Raw genomic sequence first — 18,289 nt, forward strand, 5'->3', positions numbered from 1 at the left:
GAGCCGCGAGGCGTCGTCATCCTGAGTGATCCACCTGAAACGCGCCCGTCGCGCGTCGCCGAATATTGGGGCCGTTCGGCGGGTTTTCTTTTTTGCGCGCCATTGCCGGTTTTCCGATGACGCGAGGCAATTCGAGGCTGTCGGAAGTGTTTGCCGAGTGGCGCGCCCAAACTTCGTCGTAACACCACGCGAAAACTGATCCGTGAACATGCTCCAAATACGATTACTTGTACATGTTAGTGGCCCATGATAGACTTGTACTTGTTACGGTACGAGTCTATAAGGATGGCATATGCGCACAATTCCCTTTTCGGACGCACGCGCGAACTTAAAACGCGTCATTGACCAGGTAGTCGATGACGTTGACGTTACGCTTATCACTCGGCGCGACGCGCCCAATGCGATCCTCATGTCTCAGGAGCATTACGACAGCCTGATGGAAACGGTACACCTGCTGCGCTCTCCGGCCAACGTAGCTCATCTTGAGCGATCGATCGCGCAGGCGCGCGCCGGCAAGGTCAAGCCCCGCAAGCTCGCTGAAGACGCCGAATGAGCGGTGCTTTGAACATCTTGTGGACCGCCGAGGCATGGGACGACTATGTCTACTGGCAGGGGCCGGACAAAAAGACGTTGAAGCGTATCAATCAACTCGTCAAGGATATGCAGCGCTCCCCGTTCGATGGTGTTGGCAAACCCGAGTCGCTGAAGCAAAACCTGACGGGTTTTTGGTCGCGCCGCATCGATGAGACGAATCGACTGGTCTACGAAGTCGCTGGCACACAGATCAACATCGTATCGTGCCGCTACCACTACTGATCCAAGGGAAAAGGGAGCCGAGACAGGCGAGCGAACGAAAAATGAAAGAAATTTAACTCTTGGAATGGCAGGTTGGGGCGCTCACGGTTGAAGACGAGCCAATCCTTCGCATTGGCGGCTATGTTATTTACGAACTGGCTTCCGAACGCGAGACAATCATCCTCAATAATAGCGACGTCCCCCTTCGACATGTTGCCATCCCTGACTCAACGGCCTACGTGTTCGATTTCCGCAACCAGCAGGTCAAATCGAATCTCGGACGTGCTCGTCTCTACCAACGTTACCTTGATGCGTCAGGGAATCTCAAGCTGGTAGCTGATCCCGAAGCATAGAAAAAATGCTGGCCTGCGCCGGCGCAAATGGAAAGAAAGGGGAATTTCGGTGAGTCTTTCAATCACAGACCGGTTCTCTATCGGCGGCGGCCTCGTGGGTGTCGCCGGCCTTGGCTTTGGGTTCTTCTCAGTTAACGGTGACCGGGCGCATAAGCGAATCATCAGGCGCCAAGCCAAGGTTTTCCCGGAAACGTTCAATCGTCTAGCGAAGGAGTATCGCAAGGCCGCCGGCATTGACGACGAGCCTGAGCTTCTAAAGTTGAATGTAGCGTCGTCATCAATTCCTTCTCGGCGGGCGTACCAAACAGCTGAATAAGAGCATCGCAGTACCGGTCGGTAAAACCGAAACGGTTCTGCTTTAACTGTCCGGAAAGAGCCTTGGCCGGTGAACTAGGATCGGAGGTTTCGATGAAACGGTTCGCAGAATATGATGGCTGGAAGATCGAAGCATCTCCGACCGTCCTTGTGAGGCAGCGGCTTTTTCAGACAGGCGTGGTGATCGAACGCGACGACGGCGAGCGTTTCGTGCTCTCCGATCTGGGAAACCGGGTCTATCGATAGCAAGCCTACGAGCGGGGCATCGAATGGGCGAGGCGCTGGATTGACAGTAGCTACCGGCTCGGCGCGCACAAGTCGGAAAAAAATGACAGAGAAGGGGCCTCGCGTTGGACAAGAAAGCGGAACTGGAGAAACTGCCGGGGTTGGACATTATTGGCCATTATCGCGCCCCCAGTCATTGCGGTCGTGATAGTTGGCGGGTGTTGGGAGTTCGCCTTGTCCTGGTGGGTCGGCCTACCAGTTGTGGCCGCAATTCTCGTTGGCGGGCGGCTGTCGGAACGCGCCATCGATCGGAAGTACCTGCCGCTGGAGCGGAGATTCCCCCGCATGTCGGCACCTCTCCTCGATGTGCTTGCTGCCACCCACCGACGATGGACCCTCGTCGACATGGAACGGATGCGACCTGAGGGCATTCCTTTGTGGGCGATGCGGGAAAAGGCTTCGGGACGACGGGCTTCGCGTTTGGTGCAAGAACTGAGGCCGGTATTCCTGGAATCGTCTCAAGTCGGAATATTCGTAATGCTGATGAAGACGCTGGCGGAACGTGAGTCCATAGAAGCGGGGTTGCACCCGTCCGCCCACGATGGTGAATCGAGCGCGTCGGTTGCGACGAGGGTGCCGCCAGACGTCTTTTTGAGGGCGTTTTCTAACACCGCTCCTGACCCGCAGGAAGGCACGAAAGCGCTCTGGCGTCACGTGTATTGGCAGACGATCGGATGGCGGAGTGCGAGCGCAGAAATTGTCGATGTCCGTTTCAATTTTAATTTCGCGCGGACGCGGACCAGGTAATGCGAAAGAGCCGGCGGTCCGGCGCAATGGAAGCATATGGAGGATGGCGACGCGTGCCTCACGCAGCGATGGCCACGCGCTCGCGCTGTGACGCCTGCTTGCGAGCGAGGTGCCATGTCGTCTCCACGATGTCGGCCTTGCGCGTATGCGCGTTCTGCAGGAACGGAAAGCATTCGCTGATGGTCGGCGACGTCACCATACGCGAAGCCGTCTGGCGGACCTCATTGACGAGTTCGGTATCCGGGAGGTGGTCCAGTTTGCGCAGCTTCATCCCGTAGTACGCCTTCACCTTACGCCACGGCGTCTCACGCCCGTTCGCGCAGGGGATGAACCACGTGCTGAGCTCAAGATAAAGCTGCCTTGACTCGGGCACGGCAGCAGCTCGAAGATCATTCGCGGGGTGCCGCTCACGCAGGCGGAGGGCTTCCGGCAGCTGGTGCTTGACCGGCGAGCTGTTCTACCAGGGTGGTGCGCTTGGGCTGCAAAGCAGTGCAAGGCAACGCTACAGATGTTCCTCGACTGGTACTTCAGCGACGCAGTTCTTGCCTGCCAGATTCCAGGTCGACGCTCTGGAGTGGTTCGAGGAATGGTCGGGCGAACGCCCGGCCGGGATCCGGCAACAGGTTCTCGGCTACATGTACACAAATTCGTACGGCGAGACGGCCGACGACGACATCCTGTTGCTGCGCTATCGATATGACAGCGCGAAGCGGACGATCTACGACGTAGAGGGCGGCGAGCCGATCGCGGAATTGCGCTCGGACAGTGGCGAGCCAGTCATCACGGACGGCATCAGTCTCAACACACACGTCATGGACGCCAATACCGCGGCCGCCTTCGTCAAGGCACTTCGGATCGGATTCCACGCGTGTGACACCCGGTCGGGCGTCGATCACTGCATGCGTCGACTCGCCTGGCTTGCGTCCGAGTATTACCTGAACGCGAACGATAGCAAAAAGACCACTCTCTACGTTTTAAAACGCGACGCAGAGAATCCGGCCGAACTTACCGGCCTGATCGTTCGCTGATCGTCTTCCTTACCCTTGCGGGGCATGCCCCGCTCAGGGGCAGCTCCGAGCTCAAACCTTGGAGATTGCAATGATCCGTTATTTCGAGCGCGTGCCGTCGACCGCTGTCGTTCGCGACGAGACCGGTTTGACTGCCCGTGGGCTGTACAAGGTCATCACGTTGGCGGATGGCCGGCGCAAGGCTGCACGCATGAAGCGGTCGATCCTGCATCGCGTCGCTTACATCAAGAACGGCGAGGCCTACCTGGTCCTTGGCGGTGTCGCAGACAAGAAGGCACTCACCGTTGACTTGCCATTCGCTGTGTCCTGCGAGCACGTGGCGTAGCCCGCGTGCTCCCTTATCGCTTCCCCTGCGGGGCATCCCGCCGGGATGCTCTGCGGTCCACACCTGGAGAAACTCATGCAATCCACCGATGTTCAATTCAAAGGCGGCACGGCGCTCTTGCGCTTCGACACGTGTAGTCGAACGAGTCTTACATGCCGTTGGCGAATCGATCCAGCCGAAAGCTACCTCAAAAAGCGCATCTTTCGGCCAGTCGTGCGCCCGAATGCGCCGTACCCTTAGTCGATCACCCGCGTCTTCTGACGCATCGACCTTCGGCCCCGGCCGGCAATCCGTCGTCAACGCCCCTCGGGACCTCTCCCGACCGGGTGCAGGTCTCGCTTTCAGGAGAACCTGTCACGTGAGTAATTCCTATCTGGATGTGCGGGCAGCTTTCGCGCTCGCCAAAATCGCCAGCATCGTCGATCCCGACGATGACAGCTTTGCCATTGCGATGGCCGACGCTCAATCGCTGGGCTACCGCGACGCGGAGAACAGCCCGACTGCCGCCCCGTTGATGCCTGTCTTCTCCGCCGATGAGCCGAACCTGGCCGACGCCTGGAAAGAAGGCGTCAACAGCAACGAAGCCGGGTTCGAGACGTCGTCTATGTGCTCTTTCTGCTTCAGGAATCATGAGATCCGGGATTGTCCACATCTCTGACCCATCACTTCTGATTTCACACCCGGTGCCTGAAAAGGCGCTATCGACCTGGCCGGCGCACGCGTCGGAATCCGTTTTTAACCCGTTCGGGACTCAATCCCGGCAGGGGATGAGTCCCATTTTCCTTGAGACTCGTCATGCAACAATCCATTCCTCTCAATCGCATCAAGGTCCTTTCGAACCCGCGTAAGTATTTCGACCCGCTGAAGATGGCGGAGATGGAGGCTTCCGTCAGGGAAACGGGCGTGATTCAACCGATCCTCGTTCGCCCCTCCGACGGCGGCGACTTCATCGTCATTGCCGGCGAGCGTCGCTACCGCGCCGCTATGACGGTACACGGCGAGCTCTATGAGATCCCGGCAATGGTGCACGACGTCGATGAAGCCACGGCCAAATCGATGGCTCTCATCGAGAACGTGCAGCGCCAGGATATGTCGGCCGCCGAAGAAGCGGTAGCCGCTGCCGAACAGGTCGGCCTTCTCAAGGGCGACCGCGACGAAGCCGCCCGGATGTTCGGTTGGTCACGCCAGACGCTCGACAAGAGACTGGCGCTGATGAACTGCACGTCCGCCGTCCTGGATGCGCTGACGAATCGTCAGATCCTGCTGGGACATGCCGAGTTGTTCGCGGCATTCACCAAGGAGAACCAGGACAAGCTGCTGCCGGTGATCATCGCTGAAAAGCGGTCGATTTCCGACCTCAAGACCGTCCTGGAGCGTGCGTCCTGCGCGCTGTCTGCGGCGATCTTCGACAAGGCGGGTTGTGCGGCTTGCCCGCATAACTCATCTTCCCAGACCGAAATGTTTGGCGAATCGATTGCGACAGGAAACTGTACGAATCGGGGCTGCTACAACGAAAAGACTGAGAGGGCGCTCGAAGGGACAGTCGAGAGCATGAAGGACGAATATCCGGTTGTCCGGATCGTCCGTGCTGGCGACAACGACACCCGTGTCCAGCTTTCACCCGATGGCCCGCGTGGCGTCGGACAGGAGCAGGCCGTCGCATGTCACGCTTGCCAAAGCTACGGCGCAGCCGTCAGCGGCCTTCCCGATTCGTTGGGCAAGGTCTTTCGCGGTCAATGCTTCGATACCGTCTGCAACATGCGCAAAGTCGCAGCGCGCATGAAGGCCGGAAAGGCGGCACAGAAGTCGGCGTCGCCCGCAGCAGGAAAGGCGAAGACTGCGCCAGCCAAAAAAGTGGCGGGCGCTGGCGGCGCTGCACCGGAACCGGCGCAGGCCGCAACTGTCGTGGCGGAATCCGAGAGGGTGAAAGCCTATCGCGTGAAGTTGTGGCGCAAGTCATTGCGCCGTGACATTGGGCTCGATCATGGCCTCGCTCGCGAGTACCTGATTGCGCTCGTCATGGCCGGCCATGCACGTGACATCGACGGTCCGCGGTATCGGGAGCTCCTGACGAAAGGAATGAAGCTCGACGTGCCTGACAACGACATCGCACAAGCGATCAACGTGGTCAAGGGCGTTCCGTCTGATCGCCAGGTGGGCCTCACCACCGCGATGCTGTTCACTGCGATCGAGGGGCTTGCGGTTCACAATCTGACGGCGCTGTGCAAAGCGCATGGTCTTGATCTGACGAAGCACTGGAAGCTCGACAAGGAATTGCTCGAGCTGGTGACCAAGGCAGAGATGATGGTGATAGCAGACGAACTCGGCATCCGTGCCGCGCTCGGCGAAAACTTCAAAAAGGTTTTCGCGAAGTCCAGAGGCGAAGTTGTCGACGCGTTGCTTGCGGTTGACGGCTTCGACTACACGGGCAAGCTCCTCAAGATCCTCCAATTCTGATCCGCTGTTGCGATCGTTCTCCAAGGCTGTGCGGTCTCCGATCGCACGCCTTTCTTCATTATGCCGCCATCGCGCGGCTTCCACTTGATTCAGGAGATTCACTTCATGTTCCAGACTCTGGATGCGCTCGTTCGCGCCGGTTCCAAGCTTAATCTCACCCTGCGCATGGACGGCGACCAGATGGTCGTGGTCGTAGTGCCGATGGGGGAGGGTAAGGAAGCAGCATTGCGTCAGCCGCTGATTATCACCGGCTTGCCCAACGAACTCGATGAAGGGTTCGTGGCAGCGGTTCAGTCGTACAGCGTTGCACATCGTTCGCTTGCCGAGCAGGTTGAGGCTACCACCTCGATCCTCCTGGAAGCGGAGAAGTCGCAAGCCGGCGCGGGACAGAAGGCATTGCAGAAGAAGTCGACACCGGCCCTGCCGGCGCCGTCCAGGTCGAAGCCTCGTCCAGATGATTCGGGCGAGGATGACGACGAGGATGACGACGAGGATAGCGGCGCGACCAGTGACATGGGCGGCACTCCGGTGACCGATTCCAGTGCTGCTGCAACGTCGCAGGCGCCGGTCGCAAGCCCGGGTACCGATTTGCAATCCCTTCTTCTGTGAGGTGAACAATGGCGCTCTCTATCTCTGCTGTTACACGCATCTTTCTCTACAACGGCATGCAACTGATGCCTCTTTTGAATTTGGAGTGGGTGGGTTTGGCGGGTCAAGGGCGGGCGTGAGCCCGGCGCAGCGAACCCTTGAGGCGCAGTCACCCAGTAAGATGAGTCTTGGGTGATTGCGGCAGAATGCGGGAATCACCCATGTAAAGCCAATCAGCTATGACGAATCAATTGTTCGAATCCGCCCTCGGTATCACGGCTCCTTGGTATGTCCGAAGTGTTGACTTCGATGCTGCTCAGCGGCACCTCAACATCGCCGTTGACTTTGTTGCAGGCAGCCGGTTTGGCTATGCTGGAGTGGCCGGCGAGAATCCCGTGCACGACACGCAAATCAAGCGCCTGCGGCATCTGAATTTCTTCCAGCACGAGTGCTTCCTCGAAGTGCGGGTGCCCAGGGTGCGCCTGCCCGATGGTTCAGTGCGTTTGGTTGAGCCAGATTGGGTGGGCCAGCTCAGCGGCTTCACATTGCTGTTCGAAGCGCTCGTGCTGATGCTCGCGCAGCAGATGCCGTTCGCCGCCGTTGCACGCGCGGTCAATCTGTCGTGGCATCGAGTACATGCCATCTGTTCGCGGTATGTGGAGCTCGCACTCGCGGCGGCCGACCTGTCGGGTGTGACGGCGCTGGCGATTGACGAAACCTCGTACCGTCGCGGTCATGAGTATCTGACGCTGGTCGCCGACATGCAGGCGCGGCGGGTCGCGTTCGTCACCACAGGCAAGGATGCCAGCACGATAGAGCGCTTTGCCACGTATCTGGGCGAGCATGGCGGCTCGCCCGGGCAAGTAAGCTCGGTCAGCATCGACATGTCGCCAGCTTTCATCAAGGGCGTCAATGAACATCTCCCCGAAGCGCGAGTTACCTTTGACAAGTTCCACGTCGTCGCTCACGCGTCCAAGGCGCTCGACGCAGTACGTCGCCAGCAGCAGAAACTCGACCCTCAGCTTAAAGGCATGCGTTGGACGTTGCTGAAGGACGCCGACAAACTGAACCTCGCGCAACTCACCGACCTTGAAGCGTTGGTCAGTCAGTACACGACCAATCGCACCGCGCGAGCCTGGCTTTACCGGGAACAATTGCGCGACATTCTCGAGCGCAAACAAATCAATGTCGTCTCCGAGATGCTGCACCAGTGGTGCACGAACGTCATGCGCTCCAAGGTCGAGCCCATGAAGGATGTCGTCAGCCTGATTCGCAGACATTTCGATGGAATCGTTGCCTGGACCCAGACCCGTCAGACCAACGGTTTCATCGAGGCCATCAACGGCCTGTTTCAGGCAGCAAAGCGCAAGGCTCGTGGATATGCACGCTTTGAAACCATGCGCACGGTCTTGTTTCTCATTGCTGGAAAACTTAACTTCGCCGCGTTCAACGCGCATGCCCGCTGAGCCGCATTACCCACTGAGTTTTCAAAAGAGCCCAACTGATGGACCCCGGTCCGTCGTTCTCGCCGGAATCCGTCCGTGATCTCTACACCGCGCAGTATCCGGAACTCACGACCGCTTCGGTCGATGGCCCGGAAGTGAGTGGCGAGACCATGACCTACAAACTCGTCCGCGCGGCCGGTGCAAAAGGTACCGATGCGTAAAACGACGCTGCTCAGGATGCTGTCCGAACCGGACGGCTTCCTCCACGCTCAACCGCCCGAAGGGGCGGTGTTCATCCACGACGAGGAAAACAAGTCATGTTCTTCGATCCTTCACCGGATGGTCTCGGCGTCGCTGGCGAAACAGGTGTCGCCTGGAAATCAGAACGCCCTGCGGTTGCCAGACGTCGATCTGCCTTTGATTTTCTGACACTGCCTGCTGTGTCGCCGCAAGTTCCTGCCGCTGGCTTTCTGAAGTGGCGCGATCCTGCGCAACTCACAGAGACGATCGAGCGTCAGTTCCGCTATGGCCCGTTGCGCGCATATGACGTGCGCGACCCGACCAGCGCCGCCGACGCATTCCAGCAGGCGTTTTTTGTCTGGTGGCGTCGGCAAAGCAGTGGATCGTTTCAACGCCTGACCTTTGTGCCGGTGCTGATGGATTCGGCCGCGGTTGTCGAAACGCTCCAATTCACGGAGGACGAAGACAACAGCGAAGATCCGGCGCCACTGTTTCTCGCGATCGAAGTCCCCGACGAAAACTGCTACGAGCTTTCACCGGGTGCGGGCGAGCTTCGCGCGGCGCATCCGATGTTGATGCGCTCCGTGATGGAGGCGATTCGCGAAGCGTCGAGGCAGACGCTGTTTGTACGTAACCCGGACTGGTTCTGGTACGAGTACACGGTGTGGTACTTCGATGGCGAGTGTCCGACGGACGACGAGGCCAGAGAGATTCTGGTCGAACGACGTGGAGACGACGACGTTGAAAGCTATCTGCCCTCCAGAGTGCTTCCGGGAATCGTGCCGGACGATGTGTTTTTCAATGGCGATCTGAAGGACGCGAAGAAGTTTTACCAAAGCGTTCTTAAGCCCCCCGACCTGCTGCGCTTGCGCCCCCGGCTTAAAGGGCGCGCACGTCGCGTTTGTACCGCGTTGATGGACCTGCAAACGCCTCTGGCTCAACGCCCGAAGCGTGATCTGTTGCCGTTCAAGTACCGGTCCAGGAACGCCTATGAAGCCGGCTCGCTGGTATGGGAGCACAACCGCTTCACAGAGGAGTTTCTGGACATCCACTTCGACGATTGCGGCAGCAATGGCGCAACGACGTATCCCGGCTTCATTCCTTTCGAAACCAATGCCCGTTCCATTCGTCAACAGTACGAGGGATGGGCCCATGCAATCAGGATTCTGCAAAGCCTCGACGTGCTGTTGTCGCTGGTGAGCAGATAAACCCTTCCTACAGTTCTCATGAACCAGATCATGACCGGCGCTGTGGGCGCCGATGTTGCCTTGTCGTCGGCGATGCTGCTGTATGGCAAACCGAATAGTGGCCCGGAGTATGCGACGGTTCACGAAATCCTGACTGACCCGAAGACGTCGCGCCCGATCATCGGTGCTGGCCGTCCTTTGACGTGCGGCGCCCTTCTTGGCGCGCTACGAAGCCTTGCAAAGGAGGCCTCGCCGGCGACGGAGTTCCTTCCTTCGACGGTGATTGGCCTTTCGATGGTCGCGGTCACGTGGTGGTGCCCTCCCGCGCCTCGGCGCGTATTCTTCGAATGTAAAGAACTGGGCAATCGTTCCGCGGAGGTGCCGCATCCCGGGCTTATTTTCCGGGCCGGTTCGAACGGGTTCCGAGTGTTCGCAGTGAAGGGTAGCGAACGCCCGCAAGCCGATACGCCGATCTTCGAGCCGCCCTACTTTAACACCTGGGACAGAGGCTCGATCTGCATCGGGACTGCTTCGGTACCCAAGCGCATCGATGTCGCATCGATTCCTGGTTGGGAAGCGGGCTTCTTTGATTCCGCGTTCACGCATCCGAACGTGGGAGGCAAGCGCTTGAATTACCCGAACGGCGAATTTGCGTTCTGGCGCGACATGCTCGACGGGAAGTTTTCCGCGGGCTTTCCCGAGGAAACGCTGGTGCCGATGAAAGTGACAGCGAAGCAGGTCGTCTGCGGAGGTGTCGCATGAACCCGGGCGATTCGCTTTTGCAGATGTCGTTTCCAAGCGTGATGGTGCCAACGCGCGAAAGCGTCGCGGTACTTGATCGTCCGGGCGAGCGTCTTCTCATCGCAGCTGACGGTGTCTATCTTGAAGTGGTCCGTCCGTGGATTCGCGTGGTCCGCCGTATTGCGAAATGCGACGTGCCTACGGCGATCCCGTACGGCCGTGTCGAGCCAGTCACGCAGCAACGCTGTGGGCCGGTGCCCCCGCAGCTCATCGCCGAATTTCGTTCGATAGCGCGCAACGGCCACCCGATCGAGATCATGGCGTGGATCGTGTGGAACGCACTTACGGGTGCTTTCCGCATTGTTCAACTCACGGCCAGGTCTCAAGGTGCCGGTCATATCGAGGGCTACCAGCGCCCGGATCTTGCCGATGGCGAGCATCTGGTCGTTGACTGCCATTCGCATGGCGCCTATGAGGCGTTCTTCTCGCCGACTGACGACAAGGATGACAGGTTCGATGTGAAGTTCGCGCTCGTGCTCGGTGATTGCGGCACCGAACGCGTGTCGACGGCCCTCCGTCTTTGCGCGAAGGGGATTTTTGAGAGAAGCGCATTGCCGCTGTCGTGGCGTGCTGTGCTTGATGTGGAGGTGGTGTGATGGCCGAATCAATCATTCACGCCTTGCCAGATCACATGCAGCGCGGCGCGTGGAGGGTCGTCGTCGTTGGAGCGGGCGGTACGGGTAGCGCTGTTCTCCCGAACCTCGCGCGGTTGCATCACGCGATGGTGGCACTCGGTCATCCGGGTGGCATCGAATGCCTGGTGCTTGATGACGATACCGTGAGCGAAACCAACGTCGGACGGCAGGGGTTTTATCCGTGCGACGTTGGCCAGCACAAGGCACTCCTTCTCGTCAATCGTCTGAACGCCTTGATGGGAACAGCATGGAAAGCGCAACCGGTTCGGGTGGATTCGCGCACGCGTCTGCGCGCGGACATCGTGGTCGGCTGCGTAGATTCGCGCAAGGCTCGCCACGCGATTCTCAAGGCATCAGAGCGCGGGTCCGTGGGCTACTACCTCGACTGCGGCAACGAGGTGGATCGAGGGCAGGTCTTTATTGGGCAAGTCGGCAAGCCCCGGTTCGACCGACTGCCTCATGTAGGCGATCTGCTGCCCGAGTTGCTGGACGCTAAAAAAGACAAGGGCGATGACACGCCCTCGTGCTCGATGGCTGAAGCGCTGAGCAAGCAATCCATGGTGATTAATCAGGCGATCGCGGTGCAGGCGTTCAACATGCTCTGGAGCTTCTACCGCACGGGCACGCTGCCGTTTTCGGGCGTGTACGTCAACCTGGCAACAGGGCGCACGAATCCGGTTCAGGTCGATCCCGAAGCATGGGCGCGGTTCGGTTACGTGCAGCCCCCGAAACCTGAGCGCAAGCGCAGAAAGAAGGTGGCGGCATGATTTCCGGTCTGAACCAGTTGCGCTGTGGCAACTGTGGCCGAGAGCTGTTCACTGACGACGAGACGCGCCGGATTGGCGTCGAGTGTCAGGGCTGCGAGGACATTTCGTGGATCCAGCCTGAACCGGCGAAGCTGACCATCGACTCTGGTGAAAACTCGGGCGGTCGGATCGCCATTTTCCGAAACCTACCGGCGGGCACGTAGCCCGCCGGGCTACCCCGCTATTTTGATGGAGTAGTCGATGAATGAACGAAGGGGTGTGGCTCTTGGAGAGGACAATCGCATCCGCGATGTCGATCGCACGCACGCGGTCATCCGGTTTCGTTGCGCGATGTCGTTTCCGAGGTTCTCCATGAAGGAAGGTGAGCGCTGGTCGTTCGTCGTCTTCGGGAAACACCGCGACCGGCTTGTGGCGCTCAAGGAAGGTCGTCGCTTCGAGTTTGCCGGCGGCCAGTGTCTGGCAGAGGACGTGGCGCTGATCTACGAAGGACCGTGTGGCGAAGCGCATTCCCGCGCGGCGGGATATATCCGCTGACGCGTTTTGCTAATGGCCGCGTTAGTGGCCATTTTTCTTTTAAATCTCACGGTGGGGCTCGCTCCTCCGGGTCGTGCCTCGCCCATAATCAATGAGGTGAGTCGTGGGCGCAACTGTCACAACCAACAAACGGGCTGGTGCCTTTAAGAAGGCAGACGGGACCGTCGTTTACGTGCTCTTCGAAGAGAGCTACGAAAAAAACTGCTATCCGCATACGCCTAACTGGAGCGTAACGGCATTCGGACCGCGCAAAGATGTCCTTCAGCGGATCTTCCAGCACGCGAGTTCCTGCGAAGGCGGGATGTTGCGGTCGCGGGCAGGAACTATCAGGCCGGAAACGTACGTCGAAACCTGGAAGCAGCATCTCGCGAAGCCGCAGGAGATTTTCGATACGGAGATCGAACTGTCGGTTGGCGAAAGCTACCGGTCGCCAATACCGCTGTCGGCCGTCGAGGAGATTCGTATCCTGATGGATTCAAGGGGATTTGGTGCGCAGTTCGGCCAGATCGAAGCAAGCTCGCTGCAGGTGTCACTGCACGCAGACGTTGATCTGCTACTCGCGCTGTACGGGCAGAGCGCTCCGCTGTTCCCGTGGCGAGCACTCGGGCACGTGCATTGTTCGAGGCAGGTTCTGGCGGTCGAGCCGGTGCGCAACGTGAAGGCAGACTGTATGCCGCGCGTGCGGGCTTATCGCCTGGATAAGGACGACCTCGTGGTTTCAATCAACGGGTCGCCCCTTCGCCATGCCGGCTGGGACTACAACGCAGTCGGGAATTTCATGGACCTCGCCTATGAGCATGAGTTGCAAACGCCGGGGTGGGGCAAGGTCGCGATCCCCTGGTATCGCGAACTGCTTCGGCAGGCGCCGCGGCTGCCCGACGACACACACATCTCCATCCAGCGCGATCCCGAAGACGGGAAAGAGCATGGATGGCGGATCGAGACCCTGAACCGTCTCGCGGCTGCTGCGGGCGTTGTCGGCGCGGAGGGGGAAGCGCCGATGGAGTTCTCCTTCCAGTTTCACAAGCTGCACGGTGACGAGCAGCGCCTGTATGACCTCCGCTCGCTACCGCGAGAGCAGGTTCTTTTTGAAGTGCACGACGAAGGGAAGGTGGATCCGGTGTCACAGGCACAGGACGCGGCCGATGACTGGCAGCGTGACCTCCAGCTCGCCTTCGAACTGGACTGATCTTTTGTAAAGGCAAGGTCGGCGGGGTCGGCATTGCGTATATGAAAAAAAGCTCATCCCGGGCGGTTTTTTTTGTTCAGCGAGTCCATCTTCGGCTGGCTCGCGGCACGCAGGATGCGTGGTTAAAGGGGAGGCGTGGTCGAGCGGCTCGGCAGTCGCCGCGCCGTTTTTTAATTGACCCGCCCACCAATCTGAGGGCGGGTCTTTCGCCTGAACTTTAGCGTTTGCGCCTCCGGAAGTCGGCGCGCCTCGAAAGCCATACAAAAGTCGTGAGCTTTTCCCTGCCTGGGACTTGCGATCGTGAGATAGACTGGCTCGCATCCCTCGCGCTTTCGGCGCATCGACTTAAGCATGCATGCCCGACATGTGTGCTGGTGTGGTTTCTCTCCTCGTCGCTCCCTAAGCGACAAGTTCCAAGGCGCTTAGGCGCCTTCTTTTTCTCTCCCCTCCTGGGCAACTGCCCTCGGGAATGGTTGCCGAAATTTCTCTTAAGGCGACCATGTTCAACCTGAAGTTCAAATTCATTTTCAGTCTCGCTCTTGTGGCATCGCTCACCGGCTGTGCTGTGGGTGATTTTGGCTCGCCCAATGTCTACCAGCAGTACGACGTCGCGCGGGCAGGTTCGCTGGAATCGTGCACGGTGCTTCGGACACGTCTGGTCGTGATCGACGCGAACCCGGGTAATTCCGTGGTCGGTACCGCCGTTGGTGTCCTGGGAGGCGTGCTGCTCGGGTCACAGGTGAAAGGCCGCAGGCATGGCCATTCGCTCACTGTGCTCGCGCTGGGCCTAGCGGGCGGCATGATCGGTCAGGGCATTGCCCTTGCCGCTTCCCGGCAAGACGGTCTCGAACTCGCCGTTCGAATGACAGATGGACGCGTGCTGGTGGTGGTGCAGCCAGCGAATCAGGCGTTCATGCCGGGCGAGCGGGTGTATCTCGTGAGCAGCTACTCGGGCCTGCGCATCACGCACTGACTTTCACGCCGGCAGCAGCCGGCGCCTTCTACTCACGCGGCATGCGCTCCAGAAACGGAGGCATGCCGCGTTGCCTTCAGATGTCTATCATGTTGAAAATTCCTAAAATCTTCTACGCGGATCGGCGCAGTGCCGGTGCGCTCGCCGACGCTGCGGTTGAGAACTGCGCGAAAGAGATCCTGCATAAAGTCGCTCGCGATCTTCGCCTTCGGCGTGATGAGCATGAAATAGTGAGCGAGCCTGCGCGGCGCGGCGTCGGATGCCGCGTGTCATTGCGCACGCCCAGCCTGATGGTCGATGTCACGAACATGCCGGTGAACCGACCGGTCTCCGTGTGCTTTCGTACACGACGCGGCCGTAAGGACATGTCAGGCGGTCGGGACAACGATGTGCCCCTCGAGCAACTTGATAGCCGCGAGGCGTATGACACGCTGCTCGGCGGGCTGCGCCTCACGGCCGGACTCGACCTCGAACAGCCATAGGGGGCGAGATGGAGATTATCGATATCTTCGTTGAGTGCCCTTCGGGCCTGAACCTGTCGTTTCGAGGCGCTTTCAATTCCGACACGCAGGAGGTTTCCGTCTCCGATCACCTCGCTTCGATCATGCGTGCTTCGTGCACGCCCGGCGAAGATGCGGTGATCTCGGCGGTTATCGATGACCAGTGGCGTAGTCTCGCGCTGACCGACCACAGCAGGCTTTCGGTGGCGCCGGGCGAGCCGGGTCTCGATCCGGTACGCGGTAATTTCTGGCGTGCGGTTGTGGAATGGGTGATCGCACCGACCATAGATCAGCGGCAGCAGTTCGGCCGCTTTTGCCACACCATCGCGGCTGCCGCGTTGATCGGTGGCGTCGCGAGCTGGTACGGCACGACGGGATGGACAGTATCCGCAATCCTGAAGCTCGGACAGTTCGCTCTCGCGTTTGTGCTAACCTTTGCCGCAGGAATGGTTGCAGTTAGAGGAGAGGGATGATGGGTCTCGGTACCGTCGTTTTGGTGATTTCGATAATCATCGCCGGGTTCGGCGCGGTTCTGGACCACAATGGCCGCAAGCATGACCGGTTGCGTGGCCATCGCCCCCGCACGCCACGCTGACATTTTCCAGCATTAATCTTCCACACCTGTAAAGCCGCCCGCGTGACAGCCGGCGGCTTTTTTCTTGCTGGGCGCCAGACCACGCACTGATGGCGTAACCGCCGTGCTGACACCGCCAGCACGACGCGCCAGTTCTTCCAACCCTGACGGGCTCTCGCCCTGTCTGGGTGATTGCCCATTTTTTCGGAGCTTTCACCCATGTACACCCCTTTCGATTCCCGGTTCGACGTTTGCCCTGACCGCGCTCGTCGAAGTTTTCACCCTTTTCGACGACGTGCGATTCAAAGCGCTGGACAGTGCGCAGATAGCGTTGCTGGCCGGCGACCAGCCTCTACGCGTACTGCGCTGCAACGGCAACGCGAACAGTCACGGAGCATCGATCACGCAGTCGCCGTGCCGATGACCTGTCCACTCTCGCACTGTCTTTTTTCAACCCAAAAGGGGACGTGTTCCCTTCCAGGGCCGCTCCTTCTCTTCAGGAGCTTCTGATGATTTACCGCACGTCTAGCTGGGAACGCCTCGTTACAGACCGTCGTGAGATTGACCCGGCCTTCCGGCGTCACCTCATCGAGGCCGCTATGCCGCAGCAACTCGCGTATCGCAGATTAATGCGCCGTTTCAATGGCGAGCCGATCGGCGTGGAGTGCTCCACCTCATCGCAAGATCGGTGGGCATTCGTCCTGCCGGACGTTTCAAGGGAGGGCAAGTGGCGCATCCAGTACTTTGACGAAAGCGGATTCTCAGGTCACGGCAGCTACGACAGTTTAGTCGACGCTGTTCAGGACATGATTCGGTCCGGTTATCGGGAACTCGATGCTGGTGCTCTGGATCGACTTGGCTCGACTGTTCGGTGGGATCAAGGCGTCAAGCGCAGCGCAATCATGCAGCGTCACGCCGAAGGACAGATTGACTGGACGACGTGTATGGATCTCCTGGCCGAGTTACAGAAGGAGGCCGCTGAATTCGCTGCCTGACTACGGCTCCCGCCTAAACCCAGTGGCTTTTCCACCTTGGTGCATGAAGTCACCGAAAACCGGGTTCTGGCCGATTGGCCCGGATCGAATCGCTATCTCCCTTGCGGGCACGCGCCCGTACGGGACGTTTCTCGCTCTCTTTCTCCGAGGAACGCCATGCAATCGAATCGCAATTCCACTCGTGTTGTTAAGACTCTGGCGGTCGGCATCCGTCCGGCGCAACCGCGCATGGGCACGACGCATACCTACGAATTGAACGGTACGCGCATCGCGACGTGCTGGTCGACGGCAAATGGCTGCCTGTTTCGGTCGAACCGATCGCCCGTAGCGCAGCCTGACTGCGGCTCGTTTCCTTCGCGGTCACGCTGCTGCCGTACCAGGAAACACACAACTTCCTTCTCCCTGTAGGGCAACCACCCATGGGGCACGGTTATCCATTCTTTTGAGGCAACGATGACGAATATTCAGACGCAACCTATGAAAGCAACCGTCTCGCCGGCGGCCGCGTACAACAAGTCACGCGAATTGCTCGGTCTGGTGTACGGCCAGGGATTCCGCCAGGCAAAAACGGCGTGTGCCTTTGATCTTTTGCTCGTCGATATCGCCAATGAGTTTCCCGATGCCATCCGTGCGGAAGGACGTATTGTCGGGACCGACGAGCTGGTTTTCTGGATGGACAGCGGTCGGATTGTTGCGATCTGGAATCCTGAAATGGCGGTCGGTGTGAGCGGATATACCAACCACGTGCGCGCAGCCCCTGTCGTCACTGAAACGCATTGAGTCAGCAGACCACCAGCCTGCTGTTTTCCCGTGCGAGCCACTCCCTCGGGAGCGGGTTCCTTAAACCCTTGCGGGGCACCTACCGCAAGGGCGTGCTCCGCGCCGAAACCACCTTTCGGAGCAAAAATGGCTTACTCCTGTTCGGACTTTACCGACGATATCCTGAATTGCCTCGCCCATTGCGGCGCGATTACCCCCGAGTCAGTTCCCGATGATGATCCCAAGGGCCAAGCGATTCTGGTGCTGGAGGCGCTCGGCAAAATGGACTGTTCCGTGCGTGCTTCACGTTTCGTCGTCGAGCTGCTCGCCGGCGTCGAGCCGGTGGGCGCAATCGCCGACGAGTACGGTGCAGCAGTCCTCTCGCTGCTTTTGCATCTGCAGGCGGCAATCAACAACGACACGTTCGTCGAAGTCGTCCAGTCTGAAATGGCGGCTGTCACGGTAATCAGGACGCTGCCGTCCGCCGACGAATGGATGAAATACGTCTCGATCGCCTGAACGCGACAACACAGATTGACCAAGCCCGCAACACCCCGCCCGCAAGGAGGGTGTTGCGGGCTTTTTCTATTTGTGAGCGTACATGTGTTCCGCACGGCAAGATGCCGTGAGCGCGTGTGGAACTCCCGAATATTGCGTCCTTGAGGATGGCCCGGTATCGTAGGAAGACCACGATGTCCTTCCAGTTGCGTCCGAAGCGATCGAAGGCATCGGGTCTTATTCAAAGAAGGCGCACGGCGGTGGCGAGAGGTTGGCAATGACCCTTCGCCGCAAGGCCG

Annotated in this window: 28 protein-coding genes; 27 read left to right on the forward strand and 1 reads right to left on the reverse strand. The window is 59.3% G+C overall.

Translation table 11 applies throughout. The features are described from left to right. Positions 1 to 292 precede the first annotated feature (292 nt). The 6 genes from HF916_RS11050 (at position 293) to HF916_RS11075 (ending at position 2,495) form a co-directional block, all read left to right on the forward strand. Complete coding sequence (locus HF916_RS11050; RefSeq protein WP_168788829.1) at positions 293 to 553, forward strand: type II toxin-antitoxin system Phd/YefM family antitoxin; 261 nt, start codon at positions 293 to 295, stop codon at positions 551 to 553. After that, the gene (locus tag HF916_RS11055) at positions 550 to 816 is read left to right on the forward strand and encodes a Txe/YoeB family addiction module toxin (RefSeq protein WP_168788830.1); all 267 of its coding nucleotides are present in this window, start codon (positions 550 to 552) and stop codon (positions 814 to 816) included. Before HF916_RS11050 ends, HF916_RS11055 begins: the two co-directional genes overlap by 4 nt. 59 nt (positions 817 to 875) lie before the next feature. Next, on the forward strand, positions 876 to 1,148 hold the full coding sequence (locus tag HF916_RS11060) for a hypothetical protein (protein ID WP_168788831.1): 273 nt from the start codon (positions 876 to 878) through the stop codon (positions 1,146 to 1,148). A gap of 49 nt (positions 1,149 to 1,197) precedes the next feature. Continuing rightward, positions 1,198 to 1,464 carry a hypothetical protein gene (locus tag HF916_RS11065; protein ID WP_168788832.1) on the forward strand — a complete coding sequence of 89 codons (267 nt, stop codon included), beginning with the start codon at positions 1,198 to 1,200 and terminating at the stop codon, positions 1,462 to 1,464. Between the two features lie 92 nt (positions 1,465 to 1,556). Next, on the forward strand, positions 1,557 to 1,709 hold the full coding sequence (locus HF916_RS11070; RefSeq protein WP_168788833.1) for a hypothetical protein: 153 nt from the start codon (positions 1,557 to 1,559) through the stop codon (positions 1,707 to 1,709). Positions 1,710 to 1,922: 213 nt separating this feature from the next. Next, positions 1,923 to 2,495 carry a hypothetical protein gene (locus HF916_RS11075; RefSeq protein ID WP_168788834.1) on the forward strand — a complete coding sequence of 191 codons (573 nt, stop codon included), beginning with the start codon at positions 1,923 to 1,925 and terminating at the stop codon, positions 2,493 to 2,495. A gap of 58 nt (positions 2,496 to 2,553) precedes the next feature. On the opposite strand, the gene HF916_RS11080 is transcribed toward HF916_RS11075, so the two are convergent. Then, entirely contained in the window at positions 2,554 to 2,868 is a 315-nt protein-coding gene (locus HF916_RS11080) for a hypothetical protein (RefSeq protein WP_168788835.1), read from the reverse strand. Between the two features lie 67 nt (positions 2,869 to 2,935). On the opposite strand from HF916_RS11080, the gene HF916_RS11085 reads away from it, so the two are divergent. The 21 genes from HF916_RS11085 to HF916_RS11185 all read left to right on the forward strand — a co-directional run bounded on the left by HF916_RS11085 (position 2,936) and on the right by HF916_RS11185 (position 18,011). Then, complete coding sequence (locus HF916_RS11085; protein WP_168788836.1) at positions 2,936 to 3,523, forward strand: hypothetical protein; 588 nt, start codon at positions 2,936 to 2,938, stop codon at positions 3,521 to 3,523. A 70-nt stretch (positions 3,524 to 3,593) separates the two neighbouring features. After that, a complete protein-coding gene (locus tag HF916_RS11090; protein ID WP_168788837.1) occupies positions 3,594 to 3,848 on the forward strand; it encodes a hypothetical protein in 255 nt (84 codons plus the stop codon). A 358-nt stretch (positions 3,849 to 4,206) separates the two neighbouring features. Further along, entirely contained in the window at positions 4,207 to 4,506 is a 300-nt protein-coding gene (locus HF916_RS11095; protein WP_168788838.1) for a hypothetical protein, read from the forward strand. Positions 4,507 to 4,643: 137 nt separating this feature from the next. Next, positions 4,644 to 6,305 carry a PRTRC system ParB family protein gene (locus HF916_RS11100; RefSeq protein WP_168788839.1) on the forward strand — a complete coding sequence of 554 codons (1,662 nt, stop codon included), beginning with the start codon at positions 4,644 to 4,646 and terminating at the stop codon, positions 6,303 to 6,305. 105 nt (positions 6,306 to 6,410) lie between these two features. Next, entirely contained in the window at positions 6,411 to 6,914 is a 504-nt protein-coding gene (locus tag HF916_RS11105) for a PRTRC system protein E (RefSeq protein ID WP_168788840.1), read from the forward strand. A gap of 218 nt (positions 6,915 to 7,132) precedes the next feature. Next, positions 7,133 to 8,359 (forward strand): ISL3 family transposase, encoded by a 1,227-nt coding sequence (locus HF916_RS11110; RefSeq protein WP_168787774.1) that lies wholly within the window; start codon positions 7,133 to 7,135, stop codon positions 8,357 to 8,359. Positions 8,360 to 8,397: 38 nt separating this feature from the next. After that, positions 8,398 to 8,559, forward strand: a complete 162-nt coding sequence (locus HF916_RS11115; protein ID WP_168788841.1) for a PRTRC system protein C — start codon at positions 8,398 to 8,400, stop codon at positions 8,557 to 8,559. After that, positions 8,552 to 8,767: a hypothetical protein gene (locus HF916_RS11120; RefSeq protein ID WP_168788842.1), complete on the forward strand. Its 216-nt coding sequence runs from the start codon at positions 8,552 to 8,554 to the stop codon at positions 8,765 to 8,767. The genes HF916_RS11115 and HF916_RS11120 overlap by 8 nt, the downstream gene beginning before the upstream one ends. 11 nt (positions 8,768 to 8,778) lie before the next feature. After that, positions 8,779 to 9,786: a PRTRC system protein F gene (locus HF916_RS11125; protein WP_168788843.1), complete on the forward strand. Its 1,008-nt coding sequence runs from the start codon at positions 8,779 to 8,781 to the stop codon at positions 9,784 to 9,786. An 18-nt stretch (positions 9,787 to 9,804) separates the two neighbouring features. Continuing rightward, positions 9,805 to 10,527: a PRTRC system protein B gene (locus HF916_RS11130; protein ID WP_168788844.1), complete on the forward strand. Its 723-nt coding sequence runs from the start codon at positions 9,805 to 9,807 to the stop codon at positions 10,525 to 10,527. After that, positions 10,524 to 11,162, forward strand: coding sequence for a PRTRC system protein A (locus HF916_RS11135; protein ID WP_168788845.1), 639 nt, complete (start codon positions 10,524 to 10,526; stop codon positions 11,160 to 11,162). The genes HF916_RS11130 and HF916_RS11135 overlap by 4 nt, the downstream gene beginning before the upstream one ends. After that, entirely contained in the window at positions 11,162 to 11,968 is an 807-nt protein-coding gene (locus HF916_RS11140; protein WP_168788846.1) for a PRTRC system ThiF family protein, read from the forward strand. The genes HF916_RS11135 and HF916_RS11140 overlap by 1 nt, the downstream gene beginning before the upstream one ends. Beyond that, on the forward strand, positions 11,965 to 12,171 hold the full coding sequence (locus tag HF916_RS11145) for a hypothetical protein (protein WP_168788847.1): 207 nt from the start codon (positions 11,965 to 11,967) through the stop codon (positions 12,169 to 12,171). The genes HF916_RS11140 and HF916_RS11145 overlap by 4 nt, the downstream gene beginning before the upstream one ends. Positions 12,172 to 12,208: 37 nt before the next feature. Continuing rightward, positions 12,209 to 12,502 (forward strand): hypothetical protein, encoded by a 294-nt coding sequence (locus tag HF916_RS11150; RefSeq protein ID WP_168788848.1) that lies wholly within the window; start codon positions 12,209 to 12,211, stop codon positions 12,500 to 12,502. 103 nt (positions 12,503 to 12,605) lie between these two features. Continuing rightward, entirely contained in the window at positions 12,606 to 13,691 is a 1,086-nt protein-coding gene (locus HF916_RS11155) for a hypothetical protein (RefSeq protein WP_168788849.1), read from the forward strand. 499 nt (positions 13,692 to 14,190) lie between these two features. After that, positions 14,191 to 14,664, forward strand: coding sequence for a hypothetical protein (locus HF916_RS11160; protein ID WP_168788850.1), 474 nt, complete (start codon positions 14,191 to 14,193; stop codon positions 14,662 to 14,664). Between the two features lie 80 nt (positions 14,665 to 14,744). Beyond that, on the forward strand, positions 14,745 to 15,146 hold the full coding sequence (locus tag HF916_RS11165; RefSeq protein WP_346777701.1) for a hypothetical protein: 402 nt from the start codon (positions 14,745 to 14,747) through the stop codon (positions 15,144 to 15,146). An 8-nt stretch (positions 15,147 to 15,154) separates the two neighbouring features. After that, on the forward strand, positions 15,155 to 15,637 hold the full coding sequence (locus HF916_RS11170) for a hypothetical protein (RefSeq protein WP_168788851.1): 483 nt from the start codon (positions 15,155 to 15,157) through the stop codon (positions 15,635 to 15,637). Between the two features lie 610 nt (positions 15,638 to 16,247). Further along, on the forward strand, positions 16,248 to 16,733 hold the full coding sequence (locus tag HF916_RS11175) for a hypothetical protein (RefSeq protein ID WP_168788852.1): 486 nt from the start codon (positions 16,248 to 16,250) through the stop codon (positions 16,731 to 16,733). 453 nt (positions 16,734 to 17,186) lie between these two features. Beyond that, positions 17,187 to 17,513, forward strand: a complete 327-nt coding sequence (locus tag HF916_RS11180) for a hypothetical protein (RefSeq protein WP_168788853.1) — start codon at positions 17,187 to 17,189, stop codon at positions 17,511 to 17,513. 126 nt (positions 17,514 to 17,639) lie between these two features. Beyond that, positions 17,640 to 18,011: a hypothetical protein gene (locus HF916_RS11185; protein WP_168788854.1), complete on the forward strand. Its 372-nt coding sequence runs from the start codon at positions 17,640 to 17,642 to the stop codon at positions 18,009 to 18,011. Positions 18,012 to 18,289 lie beyond the last annotated feature (278 nt).

Origin of the sequence: Paraburkholderia aromaticivorans (genome assembly GCF_012689525.1) — a bacterium.
In the GTDB taxonomy this organism is placed as follows: Bacteria; Pseudomonadota; Gammaproteobacteria; order Burkholderiales; family Burkholderiaceae; genus Paraburkholderia; species Paraburkholderia aromaticivorans_A.

Coding starts and splice junctions, on each gene's coding strand:
- HF916_RS11050 (WP_168788829.1), top strand. CDS start 293: ATGCGCACAATTCCCTTTTCGGACGCACGCGCGAACTTAAAACGCGTC.
- HF916_RS11055 (WP_168788830.1), top strand. CDS start 550: ATGAGCGGTGCTTTGAACATCTTGTGGACCGCCGAGGCATGGGACGAC.
- HF916_RS11070 (WP_168788833.1), top strand. CDS start 1,557: ATGAAACGGTTCGCAGAATATGATGGCTGGAAGATCGAAGCATCTCCG.
- HF916_RS11090 (WP_168788837.1), top strand. CDS start 3,594: ATGATCCGTTATTTCGAGCGCGTGCCGTCGACCGCTGTCGTTCGCGAC.
- HF916_RS11100 (WP_168788839.1), top strand. CDS start 4,644: ATGCAACAATCCATTCCTCTCAATCGCATCAAGGTCCTTTCGAACCCG.
- HF916_RS11105 (WP_168788840.1), top strand. CDS start 6,411: ATGTTCCAGACTCTGGATGCGCTCGTTCGCGCCGGTTCCAAGCTTAAT.
- HF916_RS11110 (WP_168787774.1), top strand. CDS start 7,133: ATGACGAATCAATTGTTCGAATCCGCCCTCGGTATCACGGCTCCTTGG.
- HF916_RS11115 (WP_168788841.1), top strand. CDS start 8,398: ATGGACCCCGGTCCGTCGTTCTCGCCGGAATCCGTCCGTGATCTCTAC.
- HF916_RS11120 (WP_168788842.1), top strand. CDS start 8,552: ATGCGTAAAACGACGCTGCTCAGGATGCTGTCCGAACCGGACGGCTTC.
- HF916_RS11130 (WP_168788844.1), top strand. CDS start 9,805: ATGAACCAGATCATGACCGGCGCTGTGGGCGCCGATGTTGCCTTGTCG.
- HF916_RS11135 (WP_168788845.1), top strand. CDS start 10,524: ATGAACCCGGGCGATTCGCTTTTGCAGATGTCGTTTCCAAGCGTGATG.
- HF916_RS11140 (WP_168788846.1), top strand. CDS start 11,162: ATGGCCGAATCAATCATTCACGCCTTGCCAGATCACATGCAGCGCGGC.
- HF916_RS11145 (WP_168788847.1), top strand. CDS start 11,965: ATGATTTCCGGTCTGAACCAGTTGCGCTGTGGCAACTGTGGCCGAGAG.
- HF916_RS11150 (WP_168788848.1), top strand. CDS start 12,209: ATGAATGAACGAAGGGGTGTGGCTCTTGGAGAGGACAATCGCATCCGC.
- HF916_RS11160 (WP_168788850.1), top strand. CDS start 14,191: ATGTTCAACCTGAAGTTCAAATTCATTTTCAGTCTCGCTCTTGTGGCA.
- HF916_RS11165 (WP_346777701.1), top strand. CDS start 14,745: ATGTCTATCATGTTGAAAATTCCTAAAATCTTCTACGCGGATCGGCGC.
- HF916_RS11170 (WP_168788851.1), top strand. CDS start 15,155: ATGGAGATTATCGATATCTTCGTTGAGTGCCCTTCGGGCCTGAACCTG.
- HF916_RS11175 (WP_168788852.1), top strand. CDS start 16,248: ATGATTTACCGCACGTCTAGCTGGGAACGCCTCGTTACAGACCGTCGT.
- HF916_RS11180 (WP_168788853.1), top strand. CDS start 17,187: ATGACGAATATTCAGACGCAACCTATGAAAGCAACCGTCTCGCCGGCG.
- HF916_RS11185 (WP_168788854.1), top strand. CDS start 17,640: ATGGCTTACTCCTGTTCGGACTTTACCGACGATATCCTGAATTGCCTC.